At 71.2% G+C, this 22784-nt stretch carries 25 protein-coding genes; 14 read left to right on the forward strand and 11 right to left on the reverse strand.

Annotated elements, in window-relative coordinates:
• Positions 1 to 102 precede the first annotated feature (102 nt).
• Positions 103 to 1674 (forward strand): Na+/H+ antiporter, encoded by a 1572-nt coding sequence (locus tag Vgi01_RS10205; RefSeq protein WP_199180130.1) that lies wholly within the window; start codon positions 103 to 105, stop codon positions 1672 to 1674.
• 12 nt (positions 1675 to 1686) lie between these two features.
• On the opposite strand, the gene Vgi01_RS10210 is transcribed toward Vgi01_RS10205, so the two are convergent.
• Entirely contained in the window at positions 1687 to 2916 is a 1230-nt protein-coding gene (locus Vgi01_RS10210) for a PucR family transcriptional regulator (RefSeq protein WP_102657189.1), read from the reverse strand.
• Between the two features lie 83 nt (positions 2917 to 2999).
• Here Vgi01_RS10210 and Vgi01_RS10215 point away from each other — a divergent pair, with 83 nt between their 5' ends.
• Together Vgi01_RS10215 and Vgi01_RS10220 are read left to right on the forward strand one after the other, a co-directional pair.
• Complete coding sequence (locus Vgi01_RS10215; protein ID WP_102657190.1) at positions 3000 to 4091, forward strand: ferredoxin reductase; 1092 nt, start codon at positions 3000 to 3002, stop codon at positions 4089 to 4091.
• Positions 4092 to 4106: 15 nt separating this feature from the next.
• Positions 4107 to 5252: a fatty acid desaturase family protein gene (locus Vgi01_RS10220; protein WP_102657191.1), complete on the forward strand. Its 1146-nt coding sequence runs from the start codon at positions 4107 to 4109 to the stop codon at positions 5250 to 5252.
• 116 nt (positions 5253 to 5368) lie between these two features.
• On the opposite strand, the gene Vgi01_RS10225 is transcribed toward Vgi01_RS10220, so the two are convergent.
• On the reverse strand, positions 5369 to 5545 hold the full coding sequence (locus tag Vgi01_RS10225; RefSeq protein WP_199180131.1) for a hypothetical protein: 177 nt from the start codon (positions 5543 to 5545) through the stop codon (positions 5369 to 5371).
• Positions 5546 to 5727: 182 nt separating this feature from the next.
• Between Vgi01_RS10225 and eccB the strand changes: the two genes are divergently transcribed.
• The gene (gene eccB, locus Vgi01_RS10230) at positions 5728 to 7110 is read left to right on the forward strand and encodes a type VII secretion protein EccB (RefSeq protein ID WP_204290848.1); all 1383 of its coding nucleotides are present in this window, start codon (positions 5728 to 5730) and stop codon (positions 7108 to 7110) included.
• Between the two features lie 10 nt (positions 7111 to 7120).
• Here the strand turns inward: eccB and Vgi01_RS30570 are convergent, their stop codons facing one another.
• A complete protein-coding gene (locus Vgi01_RS30570; protein ID WP_239088881.1) occupies positions 7121 to 7351 on the reverse strand; it encodes a hypothetical protein in 231 nt (76 codons plus the stop codon).
• A gap of 136 nt (positions 7352 to 7487) precedes the next feature.
• Between Vgi01_RS30570 and Vgi01_RS10240 the strand changes: the two genes are divergently transcribed.
• Positions 7488 to 8195: a DUF899 family protein gene (locus Vgi01_RS10240; RefSeq protein WP_102657193.1), complete on the forward strand. Its 708-nt coding sequence runs from the start codon at positions 7488 to 7490 to the stop codon at positions 8193 to 8195.
• On the opposite strand, the gene Vgi01_RS10245 is transcribed toward Vgi01_RS10240, so the two are convergent.
• Positions 8169 to 9101: a dihydrodipicolinate synthase family protein gene (locus Vgi01_RS10245; protein ID WP_239088882.1), complete on the reverse strand. Its 933-nt coding sequence runs from the start codon at positions 9099 to 9101 to the stop codon at positions 8169 to 8171. The two genes, Vgi01_RS10240 and Vgi01_RS10245, sit on opposite strands and share 27 nt — an antisense overlap.
• Positions 9102 to 9171: 70 nt before the next feature.
• Between Vgi01_RS10245 and Vgi01_RS10250 the strand changes: the two genes are divergently transcribed.
• Complete coding sequence (locus tag Vgi01_RS10250; RefSeq protein WP_102657194.1) at positions 9172 to 10068, forward strand: LysR family transcriptional regulator; 897 nt, start codon at positions 9172 to 9174, stop codon at positions 10066 to 10068.
• Positions 10069 to 10079: 11 nt separating this feature from the next.
• Here the strand turns inward: Vgi01_RS10250 and Vgi01_RS10255 are convergent, their stop codons facing one another.
• The 4 genes from Vgi01_RS10255 to Vgi01_RS10270 all read right to left on the reverse strand — a co-directional run bounded on the left by Vgi01_RS10255 (position 10080) and on the right by Vgi01_RS10270 (position 12428).
• Entirely contained in the window at positions 10080 to 10556 is a 477-nt protein-coding gene (locus tag Vgi01_RS10255) for a GNAT family N-acetyltransferase (protein WP_239088883.1), read from the reverse strand.
• On the reverse strand, positions 10553 to 11149 hold the full coding sequence (locus Vgi01_RS10260; RefSeq protein WP_204290849.1) for a dihydrofolate reductase family protein: 597 nt from the start codon (positions 11147 to 11149) through the stop codon (positions 10553 to 10555). Before Vgi01_RS10260 ends, Vgi01_RS10255 begins: the two co-directional genes overlap by 4 nt.
• A gap of 82 nt (positions 11150 to 11231) precedes the next feature.
• A complete protein-coding gene (locus Vgi01_RS10265) occupies positions 11232 to 11963 on the reverse strand; it encodes a class I SAM-dependent methyltransferase (RefSeq protein WP_204290850.1) in 732 nt (243 codons plus the stop codon).
• Positions 11964 to 12062: 99 nt separating this feature from the next.
• Positions 12063 to 12428, reverse strand: coding sequence for a MerR family transcriptional regulator (locus Vgi01_RS10270; protein ID WP_102657197.1), 366 nt, complete (start codon positions 12426 to 12428; stop codon positions 12063 to 12065).
• Positions 12429 to 12482: 54 nt separating this feature from the next.
• Here Vgi01_RS10270 and Vgi01_RS10275 point away from each other — a divergent pair, with 54 nt between their 5' ends.
• On the forward strand, positions 12483 to 13454 hold the full coding sequence (locus Vgi01_RS10275) for an aldo/keto reductase (RefSeq protein WP_102657198.1): 972 nt from the start codon (positions 12483 to 12485) through the stop codon (positions 13452 to 13454).
• A gap of 85 nt (positions 13455 to 13539) precedes the next feature.
• Here Vgi01_RS10275 and Vgi01_RS10280 read toward each other — a convergent pair whose 3' ends face one another.
• On the reverse strand, positions 13540 to 14127 hold the full coding sequence (locus Vgi01_RS10280) for an NADPH-dependent FMN reductase (RefSeq protein ID WP_204290851.1): 588 nt from the start codon (positions 14125 to 14127) through the stop codon (positions 13540 to 13542).
• Positions 14128 to 14191: 64 nt separating this feature from the next.
• On the opposite strand from Vgi01_RS10280, the gene Vgi01_RS10285 reads away from it, so the two are divergent.
• Both Vgi01_RS10285 and Vgi01_RS10290 read left to right on the forward strand, forming a co-directional pair.
• Positions 14192 to 14575 carry a MerR family transcriptional regulator gene (locus Vgi01_RS10285; protein ID WP_204290852.1) on the forward strand — a complete coding sequence of 128 codons (384 nt, stop codon included), beginning with the start codon at positions 14192 to 14194 and terminating at the stop codon, positions 14573 to 14575.
• Between the two features lie 46 nt (positions 14576 to 14621).
• On the forward strand, positions 14622 to 15818 hold the full coding sequence (locus Vgi01_RS10290; protein ID WP_204290853.1) for an erythromycin esterase family protein: 1197 nt from the start codon (positions 14622 to 14624) through the stop codon (positions 15816 to 15818).
• Between the two features lie 5 nt (positions 15819 to 15823).
• On the opposite strand, the gene Vgi01_RS10295 is transcribed toward Vgi01_RS10290, so the two are convergent.
• Both Vgi01_RS10295 and Vgi01_RS10300 read right to left on the reverse strand, forming a co-directional pair.
• The gene (locus Vgi01_RS10295) at positions 15824 to 16447 is read right to left on the reverse strand and encodes a class I SAM-dependent methyltransferase (protein ID WP_204290854.1); all 624 of its coding nucleotides are present in this window, start codon (positions 16445 to 16447) and stop codon (positions 15824 to 15826) included.
• Positions 16448 to 16470: 23 nt separating this feature from the next.
• Positions 16471 to 17082, reverse strand: coding sequence for a class I SAM-dependent methyltransferase (locus Vgi01_RS10300; protein ID WP_102657203.1), 612 nt, complete (start codon positions 17080 to 17082; stop codon positions 16471 to 16473).
• A gap of 209 nt (positions 17083 to 17291) precedes the next feature.
• Between Vgi01_RS10300 and Vgi01_RS10305 the strand changes: the two genes are divergently transcribed.
• The 5 genes from Vgi01_RS10305 to pstA all read left to right on the forward strand — a co-directional run bounded on the left by Vgi01_RS10305 (position 17292) and on the right by pstA (position 22783).
• Entirely contained in the window at positions 17292 to 18659 is a 1368-nt protein-coding gene (locus tag Vgi01_RS10305) for an MGH1-like glycoside hydrolase domain-containing protein (protein ID WP_204290855.1), read from the forward strand.
• 225 nt (positions 18660 to 18884) lie between these two features.
• A complete protein-coding gene (gene phoU / locus Vgi01_RS10310) occupies positions 18885 to 19529 on the forward strand; it encodes a phosphate signaling complex protein PhoU (RefSeq protein WP_102657205.1) in 645 nt (214 codons plus the stop codon).
• Positions 19530 to 19723: 194 nt separating this feature from the next.
• Entirely contained in the window at positions 19724 to 20803 is a 1080-nt protein-coding gene (gene pstS, locus Vgi01_RS10315; RefSeq protein WP_102657206.1) for a phosphate ABC transporter substrate-binding protein PstS, read from the forward strand.
• Positions 20804 to 20879: 76 nt separating this feature from the next.
• Complete coding sequence (pstC, locus tag Vgi01_RS10320) at positions 20880 to 21872, forward strand: phosphate ABC transporter permease subunit PstC (RefSeq protein ID WP_102657207.1); 993 nt, start codon at positions 20880 to 20882, stop codon at positions 21870 to 21872.
• A complete protein-coding gene (gene pstA / locus Vgi01_RS10325; RefSeq protein WP_102657208.1) occupies positions 21869 to 22783 on the forward strand; it encodes a phosphate ABC transporter permease PstA in 915 nt (304 codons plus the stop codon). The genes pstC and pstA overlap by 4 nt, the downstream gene beginning before the upstream one ends.
• Position 22784 lies beyond the last annotated feature (1 nt).

Consider the following 22784-nt stretch of genomic DNA (forward strand, 5'->3'; position numbering starts at 1 on the left):
GTAGCAGACAGCGCCGCCGGCGTGCGCAGTTAGCTGGCGAATCGACCCGGAGAAGCCGTTCGGCGTACCACCATGTGGTGGGCGACGAACGGGGGGGGCGACGTGCAGGAACTGCTGCTGATCATCGTTCTCGGGATCACCGTGCTGATCGGCACGACGATCGGCGGTCGGTACCGGGTCGCCCCGCCGGTGCTGCTGATCTGTTTCGGTGCGCTGCTGGGACTGCTGCCGCCGTTCTCCCACGTGATGCTCGCGCCAGAGGTGGTGCTGCTGCTGTTCCTGCCGGCCATCCTCTACCGCGAGAGCCTGACCACCAGCCTGCGTGAGATCCGGGCGAACATCGTGGTGATCACCATGCTGGCGGTGGTGCTGGTGGGCCTCACGATGGTGGCGGTCTCCCTGGTCGTGCAGCGCTTCGGCATCGACCCGGCGGTGGCCTGGGTGCTCGGCGCGGTCCTCGCCCCGACCGACGCGGCGGCGGTCGCCGGGCTGGCCAAGAAGATGCCCCGCCGGCTGCTCACCACCCTGCACACCGAGAGCCTGATCAACGACGGTACGGCTCTGGTGCTGTTCGCCGTGGCACTCGGCCTGCTCGGCGGCGGGGCCGCACCGAACGCCTTCGAACTGGTCGAGCGGATCGGCCTGTCCTTCCTCGGCGGCATCGCGGCCGGGCTGCTGGTCGGCATCGTGGTGATCAAAATTCGCAAGCGCCTGGACGATCCGCTGCGGGAGGGTGCGGTAAGCGTCCTCACCCCGTTCGCCGCGTTCTTCCTCGCCGAGGCCGTCCACGAGAGCGGGGTGCTCGCGGTGGTGGTCGCCGGGCTGATCCTCGCCTACGCCAGCCCTCGGGTGATCCGGGCCCGCTCCCGGGTGCTTGCCCTGTCGTTCTGGGACCTGACCACCTTCCTCATCAACGGCGGGCTCTTCGTGCTGGTCGGGCTCCAGATCCCCCGGGCGGTCCGCGGCGTCACCAGCCTGGCGTTGACCCGCGCGCTGCTCATCGCGGTGGTGGTGGCCGTGGTGCTGGTGGCGGTACGGATGCTCTGGGTGAACCTGATGGCCGTCATCCTGCGCCTGGCGGACGTGCGCAAGGCCCACCTCGACCGGCGGGTCAACTGGCGGGTCCGTATGGTGGCCGGCTGGGCTGGTTTCCGCGGTGCGGTCTCCCTGGCGGCGGCCCTCGCGGTCCCGATGAGCATCGACGGCCAGCCGGTGCCGGAGCGCGACCTGATCATCTTCTGTGTCGCCGCGGTGATCCTGTTGACCATGCTCGTGCAGGGCACCACCCTGCCGCTGGTGATGAAATGGGCCCGGCTGACCGGGGACCCGGACCGCACCGACGAGAAACGGCAGGCGCAGAGCCACGCCATCCGGCAGACCCTGCACGCCCTGCCGGACCTCGCCGACCGGGTCGGTGCCGACCCGGACACCGTGCGCCGGATCCAGGACGAGTACGAGAGCCATCTCGACGTACTCCAGTCCGACCCGCAGGACGAGACGACGGCCGCGCGGGAGGTCGAACGCCAGCTGCGCCTGGCGGCCCTCGACCACAAGCGGCGCGAGATCACCCGGCTACGGGACCGCCGGCAGATCGACGACGCCGTCCAGCGCGAGCTGGAGGCGCGACTCGACGTCGAGGAGATCCGCCTGCTCGGGCCCAGGACCCCCGAGTGAGGTAGCGCCCGGTCAGCTCGCGGTGGCGATTTCGCCGGGCAGCGCCAGCGCGACCGTCAGGTCGAGCAGGCTGCGCGGGTCGGTGAGCCGTTCGCCGTAGAGCTGGCGCAGCTGCCCCATCCGGTAGCGCACCGTCTGCGGGTGCACGAACAGGTCGGCGGCGATGTCGTCGCGTCGACCCTGGTGCAGCAGCCAGGAACGCAGCGTCTCGGCGAGCCGTTCCGCGGTGGCCGAGGGCAGGTCGGCGAGCGGTTGCAGGACCCGGGCGCGCAGGTCGGTCAGCGCCTCCATGTCGGCGCTGAGCAGCAGCTCGGCCAGATGCCGGTCGGTGTCCAGCGGCTCACCGTCGGTGGGGTGGGCGATGCCCAGCCCGACGATGCGGACCACCCGCCGGTAGGACGAGCTGACGTGCGCCCACGGGCGGGCCGGGCCGAGCACCGCCCGGCGGCCGTGCAGCACCCGGGCGAGCTGGCGACGCCGGTCGCCGTGCATGTCCGGCACCAGCAGCACGGCCGTCTCCTCGCCGGGCTCACCGGCGGGAAGCTCCTCGCTGCTCTCCAGGGTGTGCTCGTCGAGCAGCGCGAGCGCGCCGCGCAGCTTGGCCTGCGGCAGCAGGGCGACGGTGAGCGTCTCCGGGACCTGCCAGCCGGCCCGCTCGGCGCTGCGCATCAGCACCTCCTCCGGCTCACCGGCGAGCAACTGCTGGGTGAGCCGTTCCAGGTTGCGTCGCTGGGCCCGGCCGGCGCTGGCCAGCTCGTCGGCATGCCCGGCCACGCTGGCGGCGGACAGCTCGTCGATGTAGGCGAACATCAGCTCGGCGAACTCCGCAACGGTGGCCGCGGGCAGCCCGAGCGCCACGCTGGCCGCGGCCATCTCCCGCCAGGAGACCCGGGCGCCGATCCGGTAGGCGGCCAGCAGCGCGTCCACACTGCGACCGGAGCGGGCCTCACCGCTGCCCAGCGCGTACGCCGCCTCCAGCGCGGGCACCAGCGGGGTGCTGGCCGCGCTGGTCTGCGGGCGTTCCAACAGTTGCAGGAACGTGCCCAACGCGATCTGCACCGCGTTTTCGATCTTGTCCCGCATCTGCCCGGTCAGGGTGCCGGAGTAGCTGGGCACCTCGGCCGTGATCGCGCTGACCGTCTGCGCGGCGACCAGCGGTAGCCGGTCGCGTAGCTCGCGGGCCACCCGCTGTTCCAGTTCGAGGCGGGATGCCCGATGAGTGGTGCCGGAAATGTCCGCCACGTTGTTCTCCCCGCACAAAAGGGATGGATCGCTTTACCTTCGCTGGCCAAGATTTTATGCCAGCGGGCCGCGACGATCGTTATATGACCGCCACCGTTCCGCCACCGGGCGCGAAAGGGTCCCTCCGGCGCCGCCTGTGGCGGCTCGCCGAGACGGTGACCACGCCGGTACTGCCCGCGGACTACCTCGACATGGTCGCGCCGCTGCGGGCCGGCGCCGACCTGCGCGGCCGCATCCTCGCCGTACGCCCGGAGACCCCGGACGCGGCGACCGTGGTCATCCAGCCCGGCCGCAGCTGGCGTGGCCACGTGCCCGGACAGTACATCCGACTCGGTGTCGACGTCGACGGCGTACGCCTGTGGCGGGCCTACTCGGTGACGTCCGCGCCGGGTGGACGGACCGACCCGATCACGGTGACGGTCAAGGCGATCCCCGACGGGGTGGTCAGCAACTACCTGGTGCGCCGGGTGCGCCCCGGCACCATCGTGCAGCTCGACCAGGCGATCGGTGACTTCGTCCTGCCCCAGTCGGCACCGTCGCGGGTGTTGTTCCTCACCGCCGGCAGCGGCATCACCCCGGTCGCCGGGATGCTGCGCAGCGGCGCCCTGGCCGGCAGCGACGTGGTGCTGATCCATTCCGCGCCGACCTCGGCCGACGTGGTGTTCGGCGCGGAACTGCGTGACCTGGCCGCGCGCGGTGTCATCCGGCTGGTGGAGCGGCACACCGCCGTCGACGGCCTGCTGGACGTGGCCGAGCTCGACACCCTGGTGCCCGACCACTGCGAACGCGAGACCTGGGCGTGTGGCCCGATCGGTCTGCTGGACGCCGTCGAGCAGCATTGGGCCGCGCGGGGCGCCACCGACCGGCTGCACACCGAACGGTTCCGGCCGACGATCATCACCGCCGGTGACGGCGGCACGGTCACCTTCACCCGCTCGTCGGTCACCATCGAGGCCGACGGCGGCACCCCTCTTCTCGACGCCGGAGAAAACGCCGGAGTGTTGATGCCCTCGGGCTGCCGGATGGGTATCTGTTTCGGCTGTGTGCTGCCGATGCGTCAAGGCGCGGTCCGTGACCTGCGTAACGGGCAGCTCACCACCGCCCTGCCGGGCGACGGCGTACGCGTGCAGACCTGCGTGTCGGCCGCGGCCGGCGCCTGTGAACTCGAAATTTGATCGGAGAACGTCGACGTGACCGTCATCCAGAAGAAAGCCGTCAACCCGATCGCGCACCTCAGCGCCGAGGACATCGAGACCCTCGGCAAGGAACTCGACGCCATCCGGGAACGGGTGATCGCCGACCGGGGTGAGCGGGACGCCGCCTACATCCGCAAGGTCATCTCGACCCAGCGCAAGCTGGAGGTCGGCAGCCGGGTCGTGCTGCTGTTCTCGCTGTTCCCGCCGGCCTGGATCGTCGGCACCGCCGGGCTGTCGCTGGCGAAGATCCTCGAGAACATGGAGATCGGGCACAACATCCTGCACGGCCAGTGGGACTGGATGCGCGACCCGAAGATCCACTCGACGACCTGGGAGTGGGACCACGTCAGCCCCGCCGAGCAGTGGAAGCAGTCGCACAACGAACTGCACCACCGCTACACGAACGTCGTCGGCAAGGACAACGACCTCGGCTACGGCATCATGCGTGTCGACGAGGACCAGCCGTGGCACCCGGCCCACCTGGGTCAGCCGTTCTACAACTTCGTCAACGCCTGCTTCTTCGAGTACGGCATCGCCGCGTACGACCTGGAGCTGCGCGAGAAGCTCAAGGACGGCAGCCTCAAGAACGACCCGCAGTTCCGCGCCAACCTGAAGGCCACCGGCCGCAAGCTGCGCCGCCAGATCCTCAAGGACTACGTGCTCTTCCCGGTGTTGTCCGGTCCGTCGTTCTTCCACACCATGGCCGCCAACTTCACCGCCAACCTGATCCGCAACCTGTGGAGCCACGCCGTCATCATGTGCGGGCACTTCCCGGAGGGGGTGGAGACCTTCGAGAAGACGTCGATCGAGGGCGAGACCCGCGGTGAGTGGTACCTGCGGCAGATGCTCGGCTCGGCCAACATCAGCGGCAGCCGGCTGATGCACATCATGACCGGCAACCTGTCGTACCAGATCGAGCACCACCTCTTCCCCGACCTGCCGAGCAACCGCTACCAGGAGATCGCCCCCGAGGTGCGGGCCCTGTTCGACAAGTACGGCCTCAAGTACGTCACCGGCTCACTGCCGCGGCAGGTCTTCTCGGCCTGGAAGAAGATCTTCCGGCTCTCGCTGCCGAACCGTCGTCGGCCCGGCGTGGTCGAGGAGAACCCGACCCCGGCCCTCGTTCCCGCCGGCACCTGATCCACGTACGGTCCGCGGTGGCGCGGCTCGCGGGCGGTCTGTACCGCCTGGGCGCCGTGGCCACCGCAGGGCCACGTCCCGGCTGACGCGGGGTGCCCGATCGGGTCGACCTGAGCTCAGCGGCGGTTCGGATAGTTGTGGGCCGACTGACGTCCCCGCACGAAGGCCAGGATGATCACTCCGGCGAGCGCGACCAGCCCGATGATCACCAGCCAGCGGACCGCTTCGAGGAGCAGGCCGAGCAGGACGATAATTCCTCCGACGACTCCGACGACCCAGAGCAGCGCGCGCATCTCCCACCTCCCGAACCCGCCGCCTGGTCGATCCGGACGGCCCGCCCGGTCAGCTACCCCGAAACGCCCGGTTCATGCCGATTGGCAGCCGCCGGTGCGGCTGCGGCGTCGTCGCGGACGGTCGGCGAGACATCGACGCACCGCATATTCTGTGCGCCGATCACCTCGCCGGAAGGGAAGCGATGCCGTCGCGGCAGGATCAGCTGCACTCGTATCAGTTCACCCTCCAGCGGGTGGTCGCCGCGCTGGTCATGCGCGAAACCGACCCCGCGCAGTCACCGTTTCGCCGGCTCGCCGGGGCGGGCCTGGCCAGCGTCCTGGTGGCGGTCGTCGGGCTGGGCGGCTTCGCCCTCTACGGCCTGTTCACCGGTGGTGCGGCGAAGTGGCGCGACACTGCGGCGGTGATCGTGGAGAAGGAGTCGGGGGCCCGGTTCGTCTACCGGGACAACCGGCTGCACCCGGTGCCCAACTACACCTCGGCGCTGCTGGTCATCGGCGCCGAACAGCCGAAGACCGTGCTCGTGTCGCGACGCGCCATCGACGGCGTACCCCGCGGGCTGCCCCTGGGCATCGCCGACGCACCCGACTCGTTGCCGGCGGCCAACCGGCTCTCCGCCGCGCCCTGGACGGTCTGCTCGACCGGCCCGCAGGCCGGCCGGCGCGATCCCCGGTCGGTGTTGCTGATCGGCACCGGCGACCCCGGCGGGCGGCCGCTGCGCGACGAGGCGTTGATCCTGCGTGACCCGGGCGGCCGGCTGCACCTGGTACGGCAACAGCGCCGGCACCTGATCCGCGACGCCGACCGGGTGCTGGCCGCGCTGGCCACGACCCGCGCCCGGGCCGTCCCGGTCGCCGCGGCCGTGCTCAACACCGTGCCCGCCGGACTCGACCTCGCCCCACTGCACCTGCCCGACCTCGGCGAGCCCTCCGACCGGGTGGTCGACGCCCGGATCGGCGACGTCCTGCTGGTCAGCAACTCCGGCGGCGGACGACAGTACGCGGTGGTGCTGCGCGACGGCCTCGCCGGCGTCACCGAGTTGCAGGCCGGCCTGCAACTCGCCCGGACCGGCCAGCGCGAACCGGAGCAGATCAGCCTCGGGCGGTTCGCCACCCTGCCGAAGCTGCCCGATCTCGCGCCCACCGGCCCCGACGCGCCACCGAGCGCGCCGCCCCGACTGGCCGCCCCCGGCTCACCGGTGCTCTGCGCCCTCGTCGGCGACGACCTGACCGGCGTCGACCTGCGCCTGGACGCGACCCTGCCCGACCTGTCCGCCGCCACGCCCACCGTCGCGGCGGCGGCCGGCCGGACGGTGGCCGACCACGTGCTGGTCGAGCCCGGCAGCGGCGCCCTGGTCGAGGCGACGGCGACCCCGGGCGCCGCCGGCGGCGCGCTCTGCGTGGTCACCGACCTGGGCCGGCGCTACGTGCTCGCCGACGCCGAGGTTGCCACCATGCTCGGCTACGGGCAGACCCGTCCCGTCCGGCTGCCGGCGGGCCTGGTGAGCCTGGTCCCGGCCGGAGCGAGCCTGGACCCGCAAGCGGCCCGCCGGTCGATCAGCTCCTAGTACTCCCACGTCACTCGGCTCCGGCGTCGGGCTCGAGCGTGGCGGGCATGCCGAAGGCGGCGACGTGGCGGGCACCGATGAAGGCGTTGCTCTCCACGATCTTCCCGTTCTCGATCCGGAGTAGGTCGTCCGCGTCGGTGACGTTGCCGGCGAGGCGGTAGCAGTGGACGTGCAGCTCACGCCGGTGCTCGTCGAAGGCGCGCTGCAGCCAGAGCGCCTGCTCATCAGGCGAGTCGGACATGTGATTTCTCCGGGGCTGATTGGTCCGCACTACCGTACTGACGACCGTGGACCCATTTGTCATCGGTCACCGATGACGATCGCCGACTCGGTCGTCTGTACCTGTGACCGATCCCCACTGCACGAAGGAGACAGCCATGACGGCAACCCCCACCTCCAGCGCCGCCGCGCCCCCGATCGTCGACCGGGAGACCTGGCTGCGCGAGCGTGACGAACTGCTGGCCCGGGAGAAGGCACACACCCGCGAAGGAGACGCGATCGCCGCCGCTCGTCGTCAGCTGCCGATGACCCTGATGCCGACGGTGACGGTGCGGGGACCTGGCGGGGACATCCCGCTGGTGGAGGTGTTCGAGGGCCGTCGGATGCTCATCGCCTACTTCCACATGTGGCACGACGGCAAACCGTACGAGCAGCAGTGTGAGGGGTGCACCTTCTCGACCTGTCACATGCAGATGCTTGACTACCTGCACGCGCGGGACGTCACCTACGCCGTGTTCTGCCAGGGGTCCTACGACGAAAGTGCCCCGTTCGCGGAGTTCATGGGCTACCGGTTCCCCTGGTATTCGGCGAAAGACTCCGACCCGGCCCTGGTCGACGGTCGCGGCTTCGGGCTCATCGCGTGCTACCTGCGCGACGGCGACAAGGTCTACGAGACCTACTGGACCACCGGGCGGGGCGTGGAGGCGTTGACGACCACCTACCACGCCCTGGACCTCACGGTGTACGGCCGGCAGGAGAACTGGGAGAACTCGCCTGAAGGCTGGCCTCGGGTCACCGGGCACCCGTGGCGTCTCAACGGCCGCCCCACCGCGCAATGGTCACGCCCCGGCGTCACACCGCGATGACGTCCCGACGGTCGAGGTGACCATGCGCGGGTCGGCCGTCCTGGTCACCTCCTCGGCGCACGCCAACGCCAGTGCCGTGGCCTGGGCGGTGGCGGGCAGCAGTGGTGGGCGCGGCGTCGGGGTCGGGATGCGTCCCTGGGCATGCAGCACGGCTTTGATCACCGACGGGTTGGGTTCGGCGAACAGCGTCGTCGAGAGGGTGGCGAGCCGGTGTCCGAGCGGCCGGGCGCGGGCGAGGTCCCCGTCGCGCCAGGCCGCGACCAGGGCGGCGTAGTCGGCGGTGGCCAGGTGCGCGGAGGCGAGGATGCCGCCGTGTGCGCCGAGCGCGAGCAGTGGCGAGAGGTACGCGTCCTCGCCGCCGAGTACCGCGAAGTCCGGTGGCAGGTCGGCGAGCAGGGCGATGGTGTCGGCGTCGATGCCGCCGACCGCGTGCTTGACGCCCACCACCTGTGGCAGGTCGGCGAGGCGACGCAGCGCCCCGGCGGAGAGCGCCTGCCCGGTGCGGTACGGCACGTGGTAGACGACCAACGGCACGGGGGAGACCTCCGCCAGCCGGGCGAAGTGCGCGAGCACCGCCTCCTCGCCGGGGCGCAGGAACGGCGGCACCAGGCACAGCGCCGCGGTGATGCCGGGCCGCCCGGCGAGGGCGCGCAGGTCCTCGGCGGTGTGCGCGCCGACCATGAAGCCGGCGCGGTGTCGCCGACAGGCAGCGCCGAGGGTGTCGAGCACCGCGCGTTGCTCGGTGGTGCTCAGCGCGTGCGGTTCGCCTGTGGTGCCGAGGGCCACCAGACCGTCGGCGCCGTCGGCGAGCACCTGGTCGGCGAGGCGGGTCAGCGCGTCCTGGTCGACCTCGCCGCGCGCGTCGAAGGGCGTGATCAGCGGTACGTACAGTCCGGTGGGTGTCATGCCACAAGCCTGCGACCGCACAGCGTGAAGCACCAGTTCCGATTCCTCCACGAATCCGTAAGCTGAGCTGATGCTTGACGTTCGTCGGCTGCGTCTGCTGCGCGACCTGGCCCGCCTCGGCACCATCGCCGCCGTCGCCGAGGCGCACACCTACTCACCGTCCGCCGTCTCCCAGCAGCTGGCCGCGCTGCAACGGGAGACCGGCGTCGTGCTCCTGGAACGCGTCGGTCGAGGGGTACGCCTCACCGCCACCGCGACGGCGCTGGTGCAGCACACCGAGGTGATCCTCGCCGGGCTGGAAGCCGCCGAGGCCACCCTCGCCGCCGCTCGCGGTGGACTGCTCGGCACGGTACGCATCGGGGCGTACCCCAGCGCGGTGCGTCCCCTGCTGCTACCCGCCCTGGTCGACCTGGCCCGCCAGCATCCGGGGTTGGATCTGCTGGTCACCGAGTTGGATCCGGTCGCGGTGCCGGCCGCGCTGCGCGAGCGTCGCCTCGACGTCGCCCTCGTGCACGACTACGACATCGTGCCGGTGCAGCCCGACCCGGCGCTGGACTCGACGCCGCTGCTGGACGAGACGGTGTTCCTCGCGCTGCCCGCCGCCGACCCGGTGCCCGACGACCCGATGCGTGCGGTACGCGACGCCGACTGGATCATCGGCAGCCCGGGAACGCTCTGTCACGCCGTCACCCTGCACGCCTGTGAACTGGCCGGATTCCGCCCCACCGTGCGCCACCACGCCGACGACTTCACCGCCGTGCTCGCCCTGGTCGCCGCCGGTCAGGGTGTCGGGCTGGTGCCACAGTTGGCTGTCGACGGGCCACCGGCCGGCACCCGCCTGATTCCGCTGCCCATCCGCCGACGAACCCGGATCGCGTACCGGCTGGGTGCGGCCGACCATCCCGCGGTGCTGGCCAGCGTCGCCGCCCTCCGTGGTGCCGCCGCCGACCTGCCCGAGGTGGGCTGACCCGTCGTGGGTCAGCGCAGACCCGGCCAGTGGTACGTCATGTCGGGCTCGTTCTCCTCGTTGCGGCTGCCGTCGTCGCTGTCGACCGGGCGGAAACCGTGCCGCTCGTAGAAGACCCGCGCCGCGGTGTTGCGGGTGAAGACGCGGAGGCTGAGCCCACCCGGGCTGGCCTGCTGTGCCCGGGCCAGCAGCGCGGTGCCGATGCCCTGCCGGCGGGCGTCGGGCCGCAGGTACAGGTGTGCCAGCAGGTCGCCGTCGAGGGCGGCGAAGCCGAGGATCTCGGCGGTCGCCGTGGACTCGGCCACCCAGGTGGTGCTGGCCGGCAGCATCACCTGGGTGATCCACGCCCTGGTCTGTTCGTCGTCGTACAGTCGCGGAAGGTAGGGCATGGCGGCTGCTCGGGACGCCAGGAACACCTCGGCGACGGCGTCCGCGTCGCTGTCGCGGGCAGGACGGATCACGGTGGTGGCCGCCCGGATGGCGCTCACGACGACGCGGGGCGGGTGTTCCGGACGGCGTACCTGTGCATCGTCACACCCTCGTCGAAGGACGCCTGTTCGAGCAGGTCCAGTTCCAGCGGCTCGTCGTACGCGTCGAACAGCGGCCGACCGCTGCCGAGCACGACCGGATGGGTGAACAGCAGCACCTCGTCGAGCAGCCGGGCGCGCAGCAGTTGGGTGGCCAGGGTGGCGCCGCCGACGCCGATGACACCGCCGGTCTCGGCGCGCAGCTGCGCCAGTTGCTCGATCGCGTCGTCGCCGCCGATGATCCGGGTGTTGTGCTCGGCGTGCGTGCGGGTGCGCGACACCAGCACCTTGGGCATCGAGGTCCAGATCTCGCCGTACTCGCGCAGGAAGTCGGGCAGCGCGTCGTCGTGCCGGGCGGCCGGCCAGAACGACTCCATCGTCTCGTAGATCGTGCGGCCCTCGACCGCGAGCGACATGGCCCGGGCCCGCTCGTTGAAGACGCGGTGCAGCGGCTCGGTGATGCGCATCCAGTTGCCGCCGCCCGCCTCGCCCGTGGCGTACTCGATCCGCAGATCGACGGAGACGTTCATCCAGTACACGAACCGACCCGGCATCACGGCCCTTCCGGCGACGACCTGCTGCTGTCCACCGATGACCGTAGTGGAGTCGACGATTGCCCGGTGGCCCGAAACACGATCAGCGCAGGACGAGCAGGTCGAGCGCGTCGATCACCGGTCCACTGTCCGCCTGTGCGGCCTGGTGCAGTCGCCGCAGCCCGGCGGCGTACGCGTCGTCGTCGATCAGTTGCAGCAGGGTGTGCGCCTCCCGACGCAGGCTCGCGACCACCTCGCCGAGCGACGTGGCGGTGAGTTCGGGGATCTGCTCGACGGCGGCCAGGGCGAAGCCCGCCGCGCCGAAGGCGGCTTCGACGTCGGCGATGCTCGGAAAGGTGTCGAGCACCGCGATGGCTTCCGGGAAGTAGCGGAACAGGCTGATCCTCTCGGGTCGACCGGCGAACCCCGACCGGATGAGCACCGGGGCGCCGGGGCGCAGCACCCGGCGCAGTTCGTGTGCGGCGGCGGGCAGGTCGGGAACGTGGTGGATGACGGTGGAGAGCCAGACCGCGTCGACGCTGCCGTCGGGCAGCGGGATGTGCGCCGCGTTGCCCGCCAGGACCGGCGCGAACACGCTCTGCTCCCGCATCGCCGCTGATGGTTCGACGGCGACGACCTCGGCGTCGGGCAGCCAGGTGGTGAAGGCCCGCGCCCAACTTCCGGTGCCGGAGCCCAGGTCGAGCACCCGCATCCCCGGTTGCGGGTCGAGATGCCGGATCACGGCGGCCTGCCAGGCGGCGAGGCTGTCCTCGGTGACGTGTCGGGTGGCCTTGAACGCCGCCGCGTCGGCTGCGTTGTATGCGATGCGTGCCATGCCGACCAGCCAACTACCAGGCCAAGCTTACAAACAAGCATAAAATGGCGTAATTCACACAGGCGGCATCATCTGCCGCCCCGGCGACGTCGACGGTCTTCAGCTCTGTTCGAGCTGCCTCTCGTACCAGGCGAGCTTCTCCTCGACCCGGGCCTGCCAGCTTCGAAGCTGGTCCATCTGCTGCTGGACGGCGGCGGCGTGCTCGCGCAGCAGTTCGACGCGTTCGGCGACGGTGTCGGGGTCGCGGCACAGCTCGCCGTAGCGACGCAGCCGTTCGATCGGCATGCCCGCGTCGCGCAGGCAGCGCAGGAAATCCAGTGTGGACAGATCGCTGTCGCGGTAGACCCGACGCCCACCGGGTGTACGCGCCACCGGCGCGAGGATGCCCTCCCGTTCGTAGTAGCGCAAGGTGTCGATGGAGAAACCGCTGCGCCGCGCCGCCTCGGCGGGTGTGTACGTCCTCACCCTCGGGACCGTACCGCTTGACCTGGAGCGCGCTCCAGGTTGAATCGTGGTCGCATGACTTCGGATCACCTCGATGAGGCTCGACGCCCGGCCGTGTCCGCTCTTGTGCTCGGCGCGATGACCTTCGGCACTGTCGTCGACGAGAAGACGTCGTTCGAGTTGCTCGACCGGTTCGTGGAACGCGGGGGCGAATGGATCGACACCGCCGACTGCTACGCGTTCTGGCACAGCCCGGACGGACGGGGCGGGGACAGCGAGCGGATCCTCGGCCGCTGGCTCGCCGCCCGCCCCGGCGTCCGTGAGCGGGTGCGCATCGCCACCAAGGTCGGCGCGGAGCCGCTGTGGAAGGGCTCCTGGCCCGCACACCGGGCAGGGCTGAGCCGCCGGGCGATAAGCGACGCCTTCGCCGGCAGCCTGGACCGGCTGGGAGTCGGACACGTCGACCTGCTCTGGCTGCACCAGGAGGATCGGGCCACGCCCATCGAGGAGAGCGTGGACGCGATCGCCGAGCAGGTCACCGCCGGCACCGTACGCCGGGTCGGTGCCTCCAACCACCCGGCCTGGCGGATCGAACGGGCCCGCGCGTACGCGACCGCCCGAGGCACCATGCCGATCGACGCGTTCCAGTTGAACGCCACCTACCTGCGGGTACGCCCCGGCACCCGACCGGACGGCGTGGTCCACCCGCACGGGGTGCTCAGCGACGAGCAACTCGACTTCGCCCGCGCGCACCGGATGGACCTCTGGGCCTACACGCCGCTGCTGAGCGGGGCGTACGACAATCCGGCCAAGTCGATCCCGCAGGTCTACGACCATCCGGGCAACACCCGCCGGCTGGCGGCGCTGGACGCGGTGGCCCGCGACACCGGCGCGACGCGCGGCCAGGTGGTGCTCGCCTGGCTGGTCAGCCAGGGCATCCGGCCCATCCTCGGCGGCAGCAAACTCCACCAGCTCGACGCGGCCCTGGACGGAGTCGCCCTCACCCTCGACGAGGCGCACCTTGCCCGGCTGAACTCGGCGGACTGACCGCTGACGCCCAGCCGACCCGACCGCGCCCCCGACGCCACTGCGGCACCGAGGCGCGGCCGGGTCGGCTGTCCCCGTAGGAACGTCAGACCGGCAGGGGCCGGTCGCGGCGGGCTTCGGCCAACAGCTCGGCCCACCACCGCAGCTCGGCCAGGCTCGCGGCCAGGCCCTGGCAGACCTCCGGGTCCGGGGCGTACCGGTCCTGATCGTCGAGGAACTGCCACGGTGCGCGCAGACCCATCGCCCGCCGGGTCGCCACCACGCCGAGTTCGGCGAGCACCCCGCGCAGGTGCTCGATCGCCGCGTGCCCGCCCTGCACGCCGTAGGCCACCACGGTCGCCGGCTTGAGACGCCATTCGGCGTAGTGCCAGTCGATCAGCCGTTTCAGCGCGGCGGGGTAGCTGTGGTTGTACTCCGGTGTGACGAAGACGAACCCGTCGGCCGCGGCTATCCGGTCGGCCACCTCGCTTCTCGGGCCACCACCGGGCCACAGCAGACTGTCGTCCGGCAACGTGACGTCGGCGACGTCGATCAGATCGACGGTGGTGTCGTCGAGGGTGGCGACGACCCAGCCGGCGATCGTCGGACCCATCCGCTCCGTGCGGACGCTGCCCGAGATCACGGCGATGCGTACGTCGGTGGGAGGGCTGTGGTGTTCGGTCGGACCGCTCATGACCACCAGCCTGCAACTTCAACATTAGTTGAGGTCAACGGGGCGAGGTGCCTATCCTGCCGTCATGACGGTTCTCGAACATCGCACGTACAGCGTCAGCGAGGTGGCCACCGACAGCGGTGTCGCGCCGTCGGCCGTGCGGTTCTACGAGAACCACGGGGTCGTCACCGCCGTACGCACCGCCGGCAACCAGCGTCGCTTCGACGAGTCCGCCGCCTGTCGGATCCAGGTGGCCAAGCTCGCCCAGCGGGTCGGCCTGAGCGTGCGCGAGATCGCCGACCTGTTCACCGACCTGCCGGTCGATCCGCAGCGCGAGGACTGGGAGCGGGTCGCGGGCCGGCTGGTGACCGAGGTCGAGCAGCGGGTACGCCACCTCAAGGCGCAACTCGCCGCGATGGAGTCCGGTGCCAAGCTGTGCGAGATCGGGCGGCACGACCCGGCCCGCTGACCTCACGACTTGACTTCAACAATGGTTCAAGTCCCATCGTCGGGGAATGGACGAGCACCGCACCGCGCAGAGACTCGCCGCCCTCGTCGGGACGGCCACCGTCGTCGGCCTGGGCACCAGCACCCGCGAGGCGACCGAACCCTTCCGGCTTGTCGAGCAGACCACCCACGCGCTCATCCGGCGCGGCTTCCGGACCATTGCGCTGCTGGACAACCAGCGGGTCGGTGACCGCTACGACCGGTTCGTCCGGGGCGAGGACGTCGACCTGACCTCGACCCTCGCCCAGGCGTGGGGCCCGTGGCGGACGGTGGAGATGCGCGACGCGCTCATCCGGCTCCGACGGCACAACGAGACCCACCCGCACGACCGGGTACGCGTCGTCGCGGTCAACGCCCCGGGCACCCTGCCCGCCGACTACGACCGGGTCACGGAACTGCTCGCCCCGCTGGACCCGGCGGCCGCCACCCGGGTCGGTGAACTCCTCGACATCATCCGGACCGCCCACGACAACGGCGAACACGTCCAACGCCGGCTCGGCACCCACCCCGGCGTACCGTTCGTCCACCTCGCCCGCACCGCCCGCGACCTGGTCGCCGGCGTGACCGACGGCCCGGGGGGCGACGAGGCGCTGCGACTGGTCGACGCGATTGTCGACTTCCACGGCAACGCCATCGGCGTCGGCCGGGACACCGCCCGGGAGGAACGCGACGCCGCCGGGCGACTGCTCGATCACCACCGGCGTACCGGTGACCGCGTCGTCGTCTGGGAGGGCAGCGCTCACGTCGCGGCGCACGGCGACACGATGATGGGCGCCCACCTGCGGGCCGCGCTGGGCGGCGGATACGCCGCCGTGCACATCACCGTCGGCCGGGGCCGGATACCGGGCACCGAGATCCCGCCGCCGGACCCGACATCGGTGGAGGCGCTGCTCGACCGTACCGGTGCACAGGTCGTCGACCTGCGCGGCCAACCTGCCGCCAACCTCGCGCACCAACTCGACCGGCCCTGGCGGACCCGTCTGATCTCCGGCCTCTACGAGGCGGAACGCGACGAGGAGCACTACTACGACCTGCCGTCGCTGACCGAGAGCTTCGACGCGATCGCCTACCTCCCCACGATCACCCCGATCCGCCCGCTGCCGCCGGCCCGCACCTCCCACGGCGGGGCCGCACCCGCTCCGCAGGCCGCACCCGCTGTGGAGGGCGCGGCCGGTCCGGAGGGCGGCGCGGACCGCGACTCGTGACGTGGTCAGGCGGGGCGGCGCAGCACGCTGACGGCGAAGTCCGCGTCGTCGTGCCACGGGCGCAGGTCCCAGGTGGCGAAGCGGTGGTCGCGCCGCAGCCCGGCGGCGGCCACATGGGCGTCGAAGTCGGCAAGCGGATAGCCCCGGTCGGTGCCGAAGCCGATCGCGATCACCCCGTCGGGGCGTACGTGCGCGGCCACCTGACGCAGCACCGCCACCTCGGTGCCGGCGGCCACGAAGGTCATCACGTTGCCGGCCAGCACCGCCGCGTCGAACGGCTCCGGCTCCCCGGCCGTGGCGAGATCCAACGTCGCCAGGTCGGCGACCAGCCAGCGTGGCCCCGGATGGTCGGCGCGGGCGGCCTCGACCAGCACGGGGTCGGCGTCCACGCCGACGACCGTGTGGCCGCGAGCGGCCAGTTCGGCGCCGACCCGGCCGGTGCCGCAGCCGGCGTCGAGAATCCGTGAGCGTGGCGGCACCAGTGCGTCGACCAGCCGTGCCTCACCGGCCAGGTCGGCGCCCTCGGCGGCCAGTTGCCGGAACCGGTCGACGTACCACTGCGAGTGTTCCGGTCCGGTGTCGGTGGCCCAGCGGGTCGGGCTGCCCGGGGCGGTGCTGCGCTCGCTCATCGGACCACCGTAACCAGCGGCGCTCAGGGCAGTCGGGCCACCGTCACGAACTCGTTGTAGGTGAACACCCGCCCGGCGGCGCGGGGGAACGGGAACGAGTACTGCCGCTGCACGTTCAGGCCGAGTGCGTCGCAGTCCTCGGCCGCCTCGGCGAAGCCGACGAACCGGACGTGCGACGAGTCGCTGTGGTAGCCACGCTCCTGCGGGGTGATGAAGACCGCCCGGCCGCCGGGGCGGACGAACGGCAGGTACGAGGCGACCACCGCGCGGGCCTGCTCGGCCGGCATGTGCTCCAGCAGATGCGCGGCGAGCAGCGAGTCGAAGGCACCCGGCCGGGCGTGCTCGGAGGCGAAGAACTCCTCGGTGGTGTACGCCTGCAGGCCGAGTGCGCGGCTGTGCGCCACCGACGTCGGGTTGTGGTCCACCCCGATCGCCCCCTCGCCGAGGTTGATCAGGTTGCGGCCGAGTCCCGAGCCGACGTCGAGGGTCCGGCCCAGGCGCAGCCGGCGCAGGTTCCACCGGTAGGGCGCCTGCACGTCCAGGACCCGCTTCCAGCGGGCGCCGCTGAGCTGCTGCAAGCGTTCGGTGTAGTCCGCGCCCTGGGTGCCCGTGGGACCCTGCCGCGACTGCTTCATCCGGGGCTCCTTCGCCTCGTCATGCCACTGGACCTGCGGCCGCCCCCGTACGCATGGATCGGGTCTGCGCCATCGACCACCTTCGACCCATATGCGCCGGTTCCCAGACTATCTCGTGATCGTTGCCACCGGGAGCCGGCGGCCGGGTCCGGCGAGCGTCGAATTGGCCGGAGCCTATTCTGGAACCCAGCGCTACCGGGAAGTGACACATGGTGGAACAGGTTGTGCCAGCAGTCGGGCCGGGGGACACCCCGCCTGCCGACACCGCAGCACGGGAACGGGCCGCCCTCGCCGCGGTGGCCCGGACCACACTCGACGGCAACTGGGAGCACGACCACACGGTGCCCTCTCGCACCCTCTACCCGCACCAGTGGAGCTGGGATTCGGCGTTCATCGCCATCGGCTGGGCGCACCTGCGCCCCGAGCGCGCCTGGGCGGAGCTGACCAGCCTGTTCGACGCCCAGTGGCGCGACGGGCGGGTCCCGCACATCGTCTTCAACCCGGTGGTCGCCGACGACGCCTACTTCCCCGGACCAGCCTTCTGGGCCACCACCTCGGTGGCCGGCACACCGCGTACGGCCACCTCCGGGCTGGTCCAGCCGCCGGTGCACGCCCTGGCCGCATGGCACGCCTACCGCCGGGCACCGTCCGAGCCGGCCCGTGCCGCGCTGGGCCGGCTCTATCCGCGCCTGGTGGCTCAGCAGCACTACCTGAGCAACCATCGTGACGTCGGTGGTGCCGGGCTGGCCAGCATCGTGCATCCGTGGGAGTCCGGGCTGGACAACAGCCCGGCCTGGGACGAGCCGTTGGCCGCCGTGCCGGCCGAGGCGGCGGTGCTGCGGGCGTACCGTCGGCGCGACATCGTGCACGCCGCCGCCGCGCACCGCCCCACGGACCTGGACTACGCGCGCTACGTCGCGATAGTCACCGCCTACCGGGCGGCCGGCTACCGGGACGAGCAGCTGGCCGACCGGCACCCGTTCCTGGTGGAGTGTCCGCTGTTCAACGCGGCGATGGGCGCGGCCGAGTCGGCGCTGGCGCACATCGCGCAGGAGATCGGCGCGGACCCTGGCCCGCACCGACAGCGCGCCGCGGCGATCACCACCGCGCTTGTGGACCGGCTCTACGACCCGACGACCGGCACCTTCCACGCCCGCGACCTGCGTACCGGCCGGCTCACCCCGGCCCGGACGGTGCTCGGGCTGACCCCGCTGATCCTGCCGGACCTGCCCACCGCGCAGGTCGAGGCGATCCTCGTCGAGGCCGGCTCACCCCGCTTCGGGCTCGCCGCCCGGATGACCCGCCCGCTGCCCAGCCACGACCGCACCGCAGTCGACTTCGAGCCGCTGCGCTACTGGCGCGGCCCCAGCTGGATGAACATCAACTGGCTGGTCCGGTACGGGCTGCTGACACACGGGCACCCCCGACTGGCCGCCGGCCTGGGCGCGTCGATGATCGAGCTGGCGGCCACGGCGGGGTGCCACGAGTACTTCCATCCGGACACCGGCGCGGGCCTCGGCTCCCCGGCCTTCAGCTGGACCGCCGCCCTCCTGCTCGACCTCCTCGCCGAGATGTAAGGAAGGGCACCTTCTTAACGCCTGATGTATAGCAAGGGCCCCCTTTTAACAAAGCCCTGCCGGCGGATTGCGGAGCGGGCGTGGAGCGGGCGTGGGGCGGGTTCGGCAGGTAGGTTGCTGGCCAGGGCGCCGACCAGCCCGGCGGCGCCGTGCCACGGTGTTCAGCCTGACGTTGGGCGGGTACTGCGGCAGGACGGGCCGTGGCCCCGGTGGGACGGAGGGGCGATGGGCCGCGAGAGCTACGACGAGCAACTTGACCGGCTCACCGGAATCCTGGCGACGATGAGCCGCGAGGCCAGTGCGGCGATCCGGCAAGCCAGCGTCGCCCTGCTCGACGTCGACCGACACGCGGCCGAGACGGTGATCGCCGACGACGCGGTCCTGGCCCGCCGCCGCGCCGAGGCCGAGGCCATGATCCCCGAGGTGCTGGTGCGGCACCAGCCCGTCGCCTCCGATCTGCGTCTGGTGGTGTGCGCGCTGCGCATCGCCGGCGCCCTGGACCGGATGGGTGACCTCGCCGTACACATCGCGAAGGTCGTCCTGATGCGCCACCCGGTGGGTGTGGTGCCGGCGCCGGCGGTGCCGGTGCTGACCGAGATGGCGCACGCGGCGGCCCGCATCGCCGACAAGACGACCGTGGTGCTGGCCACCCGGGACCCGCTGGACGCGATGCAGCTCGGCCTCGACGACGACGAGGTCGACGCCGCGCAGGAACGCCTGCTGTCGATGCTGGTCTCCGGCTGGTCGTACGGCGTGGAGTCGGCGATCGACCTGGCGCTTGTCGGCCGCTACTACGAGCGCTACGCCGACCAGGCCGTGAACGTCGCCCGGCAGGTCGTCTACCTGGTGACCGGGACCGTCCGGCTCTGAGCCGGGTGCCCATACCGGGCATCTGAGGCGTCGGTGCGCCAGAGCGTCACATCTCGTTCCCGGTCGGCCATCACCGGTGCCGCCAAGTTCATTTTTCGTTCACCTGGTGCCGGGAGTCCGGCTACCTGGGCCTGACAGCTTGATTCGCGTACGGCCCGGACGGGCTGATGCACCCCGATAGAGAGGCTTACCTGGTGAACCGCAACGTGCTTTCGCGGCGCGTCCTCGCCGGCGTCGCGCTTGCCGCGCTCGCGCTTACCGGCTGCGCAAGCAACGACAACAGCACGGAGCCCGGCAGCAACAGCGGCGGCGACAGCGCCTACGCGAACCTGTCCGGTGAGTTGAAGGCGTCCGGCGCGAGCTTCCCCGACGCGTACTACCAAGAGGTCATCGAGGCCTTCAAGGGTGAGGCCGGCAAGGTCACGGTCACCTACAACGCGACCGGTTCGGGCACCGGCAAGAAGCAGTTCGGTGAGGGTCTGGTCGACTTCGCCGGCACCGACAGCCTGGTCAAGGACACCGACGGCGTGGCCGCCGGCTCGTTCCTCTACGTCCCGACCGTGGCGGCGCCGATCACGATCTCCTACAACCTGCAGGGCGTGGACAAGCTCCAGCTCAGCCCGGAGACGCTCGCCAAGATCTTCCAGACCGACATCAAGACCTGGGACGACGCCGCGATCAAGGCCGACAACCCGGGCGTCACGCTGCCCAGCACCCCGATCGTGGTCGCGCACCGCTCGGACGGCTCGGGCACCACCAGCAACTTCACCAAGTACCTCGACGCCGCTGCGGCGGGCACCTGGAAGCTCGGCAGCGGTGACACCGTGAACTGGCCGGCCAGCACCCAGGGTGGCGAGAAGAACACAGGTGTCGCCCAGATCGTGCAGCAGACCAACGGCGCCGTCGGCTACGTGGACCTCAGCGACGCCAAGGCCACCGGCCTGAAGTTCGCCGCCATCAAGAACAAGGACGGCCAGTTCGTCGAGCCGACGATCGAGGGCACCACCGCCGGCCTGGAGGGCGCCGAGATCGCCGCGGACCTGAGCTACAACCCGCTCAACGCCGCCGGTGCCACCTCGTACCCGATCACCGCTCCGACCTTCATCATCGTGAAGACCTCGTACGGCGACGCCGCCAAGGCCGACCTGGTCAAGGGCTTCCTCACGTACCTGCTCAACGACGGTCAGGACCTGGCCAAGGAGATCGACTTCGCGCCGCTGCCCGCCTCCCTCAAGGAGAAGGCGCTGGCCCAGGTCGACAAGATCCAGGGCTGATCAGGACCAAGATCGCCAGCCGGGGACGGGATCGACGCGATCCCGTCCCCAGCCGGGTACCTGAGCTGGAGTAAAGATGACCTTGACGAACAAGCCCCCCACCGCCCGGTCGACGCTGTCCCAACGCGGCAGCAGCGCACTCGGCGACCGCGTCTTCTCCTGGTGGACGCTCGGCACCGGCCTGCTGGTGCTGGCGATTCTCGGGCTGATCCTGATCACCACCGTCCGCGAGGCATGGCCGGCGTTCGACGCGATGGGCCTGCGGTTCCTCACCGAACGGACCTGGGACCCGAACCCGGCCGCCGGTGACGCGATCTTCGGCGCGCTGTCGTTCGCGTTCGGCACGGCGATCTCGTCACTCATCGCCCTGTTGTTCGCGGTGCCGGTCTCGGTCGGCATCGCCTTGTTCCTCACCGAGTTGGCGCCGCGCCGGCTGCGCGGGCCGGCGGTGACCGTGATCGACCTGCTGGCTGCCGTACCGTCGGTGGTCTTCGGTCTCTGGGGCATCCTGGTCGTCGCGCCCGCCATGGTGCCGGTCTACCAGTGGCTGCACGACGTCTTCGGCGGCATTCCGGTGCTGGGCAGCATCTTCGGCCCGGTCAGCAGCGGGCGGAACTTCATGACCGCCGGTCTCATCCTGGCGATCATGGTCACGCCGATCATCACCTCGATCACCCGCGAGGTGTTCAGCACCGTGCCGCGCGCCGACAAGGACGCTGCCCTCGCGCTCGGCGCCACCCGCTGGGAGATGATCCGCGGCGCGGTGTTCCCGCACAGCTTCGGTGGCGTCGTCGGCGCGGTGATGCTCGGCCTCGGCCGGGCGATGGGCGAGACGATCGCGGTGGCCCTGGTGATCGGCGGCGCCACCAACATCACGGCCAACCTGTTCGCCCCCGGCAACTCGATGGCCGCCGTGATCGTGCAGCAGTTCGGCGAGTCCACCGGCACCTTCACCGCGGCCCTGATCGGCCTCGGCGTCGTGCTCTTCGCGATGACGGTGCTGATCAACGTGCTCGCCCAGACGGTCGTCCGTCGGGCCGAGGCCCGGATGAAGGGAAGCGTCGCGTGAGCGTCACCGCACCACCCGCCACCCGCCCGGCCACCGGCGGACCCGACCTGACCCGGGCCGCCCTGTCGGGCCGTCGCCGGTTCACCAACCACCTCGCCACGGCCGCCATCTGGGGGGCCGTGCTGCTCGCCGTCATCCCGCTGGCCCTGGTGGCCTACACGGTCATCGGCAAGGGCGCCGGGGTGATGAGCCTGTCCTTCCTGACCGAGGACATCCCCAACTCCTACCGCCGGGAAGGCGGCGGCATGGCGCCGGCGATCATCGGCACGCTTGTCATCACCGGCGCCGCCGCGCTGATGGCCATCCCGCTGGGCGTCTTCGGCGCGATCTACCTCAACGAGTACGGCAAGCAGAAGCCGCTGGCCCGGGTGATCCGGCTGATGGCCGACGTGATGACCGGCGTGCCGTCGATCGTGATGGGTCTGTTCGTCTACATCAGCTGGGTGCTGCTCGTCGGTCAGCAGACCGGCTTCGCCGGTGCGCTGGCGCTTGCCTGCCTGATGCTGCCGGTGGTCATCCGCAGCAGCGAGGAGATGCTCCGGCTGGTCCCGGAGGAGTTGCGCCAGGCGAGCATGGCGCTGGGCGCGCGCAAGTGGAAGACCACGCTGACCGTGGTGCTGCCGGCGGCGATCTCCGGCATCACCAGCGGCTCACTGCTCGCCGTGGCCCGCGCGGCCGGCGAGACCGCGCCGATCATCATCGTCACCGGCATCGTCTTCACGCCGAACTGGAACCTCTTCGACGGCTCCAACACCGCCCTGCCGGCACAGATCTTCCGCAACGCCAGCACCTCGTTCCCGGCCGCCCAGGACCGGGCCTGGGGTGCGGCACTGACGCTCATCGTGATCGTGCTCAGCTTCACGGTCATCGCCCGCTTCATCTCCAGCCGGTTCGCCATCAAGGAGCGCTGAC

Source organism: Micromonospora gifhornensis, assembly GCF_016863515.1.
In the GTDB taxonomy this organism is placed as follows: Bacteria; Actinomycetota; Actinomycetes; order Mycobacteriales; family Micromonosporaceae; genus Micromonospora; species Micromonospora gifhornensis.

Bases quoted from the DNA above. Each gene is read 5' to 3' on its own strand.
- Vgi01_RS10260 (WP_204290849.1), bottom strand. From the start codon at position 11,149: ATGCCGGGTCGGTTCGTGTACTGGATGAACGTCTCCGTCGATCTGCGG.
- Vgi01_RS10240 (WP_102657193.1), top strand. From the start codon at position 7,488: ATGACGGCAACCCCCACCTCCAGCGCCGCCGCGCCCCCGATCGTCGAC.
- Vgi01_RS10245 (WP_239088882.1), bottom strand. From the start codon at position 9,101: ATGACACCCACCGGACTGTACGTACCGCTGATCACGCCCTTCGACGCG.
- Vgi01_RS10300 (WP_102657203.1), bottom strand. From the start codon at position 17,082: ATGAAGCAGTCGCGGCAGGGTCCCACGGGCACCCAGGGCGCGGACTAC.
- Vgi01_RS10290 (WP_204290853.1), top strand. From the start codon at position 14,622: ATGGACGAGCACCGCACCGCGCAGAGACTCGCCGCCCTCGTCGGGACG.
- phoU (WP_102657205.1), top strand. From the start codon at position 18,885: ATGGGCCGCGAGAGCTACGACGAGCAACTTGACCGGCTCACCGGAATC.
- Vgi01_RS10250 (WP_102657194.1), top strand. From the start codon at position 9,172: ATGCTTGACGTTCGTCGGCTGCGTCTGCTGCGCGACCTGGCCCGCCTC.
- Vgi01_RS10265 (WP_204290850.1), bottom strand. From the start codon at position 11,963: ATGGCACGCATCGCATACAACGCAGCCGACGCGGCGGCGTTCAAGGCC.
- Vgi01_RS10295 (WP_204290854.1), bottom strand. From the start codon at position 16,447: ATGAGCGAGCGCAGCACCGCCCCGGGCAGCCCGACCCGCTGGGCCACC.
- eccB (WP_204290848.1), top strand. From the start codon at position 5,728: ATGCCGTCGCGGCAGGATCAGCTGCACTCGTATCAGTTCACCCTCCAG.
- Vgi01_RS10305 (WP_204290855.1), top strand. From the start codon at position 17,292: ATGGTGGAACAGGTTGTGCCAGCAGTCGGGCCGGGGGACACCCCGCCT.
- Vgi01_RS10225 (WP_199180131.1), bottom strand. From the start codon at position 5,545: ATGCGCGCGCTGCTCTGGGTCGTCGGAGTCGTCGGAGGAATTATCGTC.
- Vgi01_RS10215 (WP_102657190.1), top strand. From the start codon at position 3,000: ATGACCGCCACCGTTCCGCCACCGGGCGCGAAAGGGTCCCTCCGGCGC.
- Vgi01_RS10280 (WP_204290851.1), bottom strand. From the start codon at position 14,127: ATGAGCGGTCCGACCGAACACCACAGCCCTCCCACCGACGTACGCATC.
- pstC (WP_102657207.1), top strand. From the start codon at position 20,880: ATGACCTTGACGAACAAGCCCCCCACCGCCCGGTCGACGCTGTCCCAA.
- Vgi01_RS10275 (WP_102657198.1), top strand. From the start codon at position 12,483: ATGACTTCGGATCACCTCGATGAGGCTCGACGCCCGGCCGTGTCCGCT.
- Vgi01_RS10285 (WP_204290852.1), top strand. From the start codon at position 14,192: ATGACGGTTCTCGAACATCGCACGTACAGCGTCAGCGAGGTGGCCACC.
- Vgi01_RS30570 (WP_239088881.1), bottom strand. From the start codon at position 7,351: ATGTCCGACTCGCCTGATGAGCAGGCGCTCTGGCTGCAGCGCGCCTTC.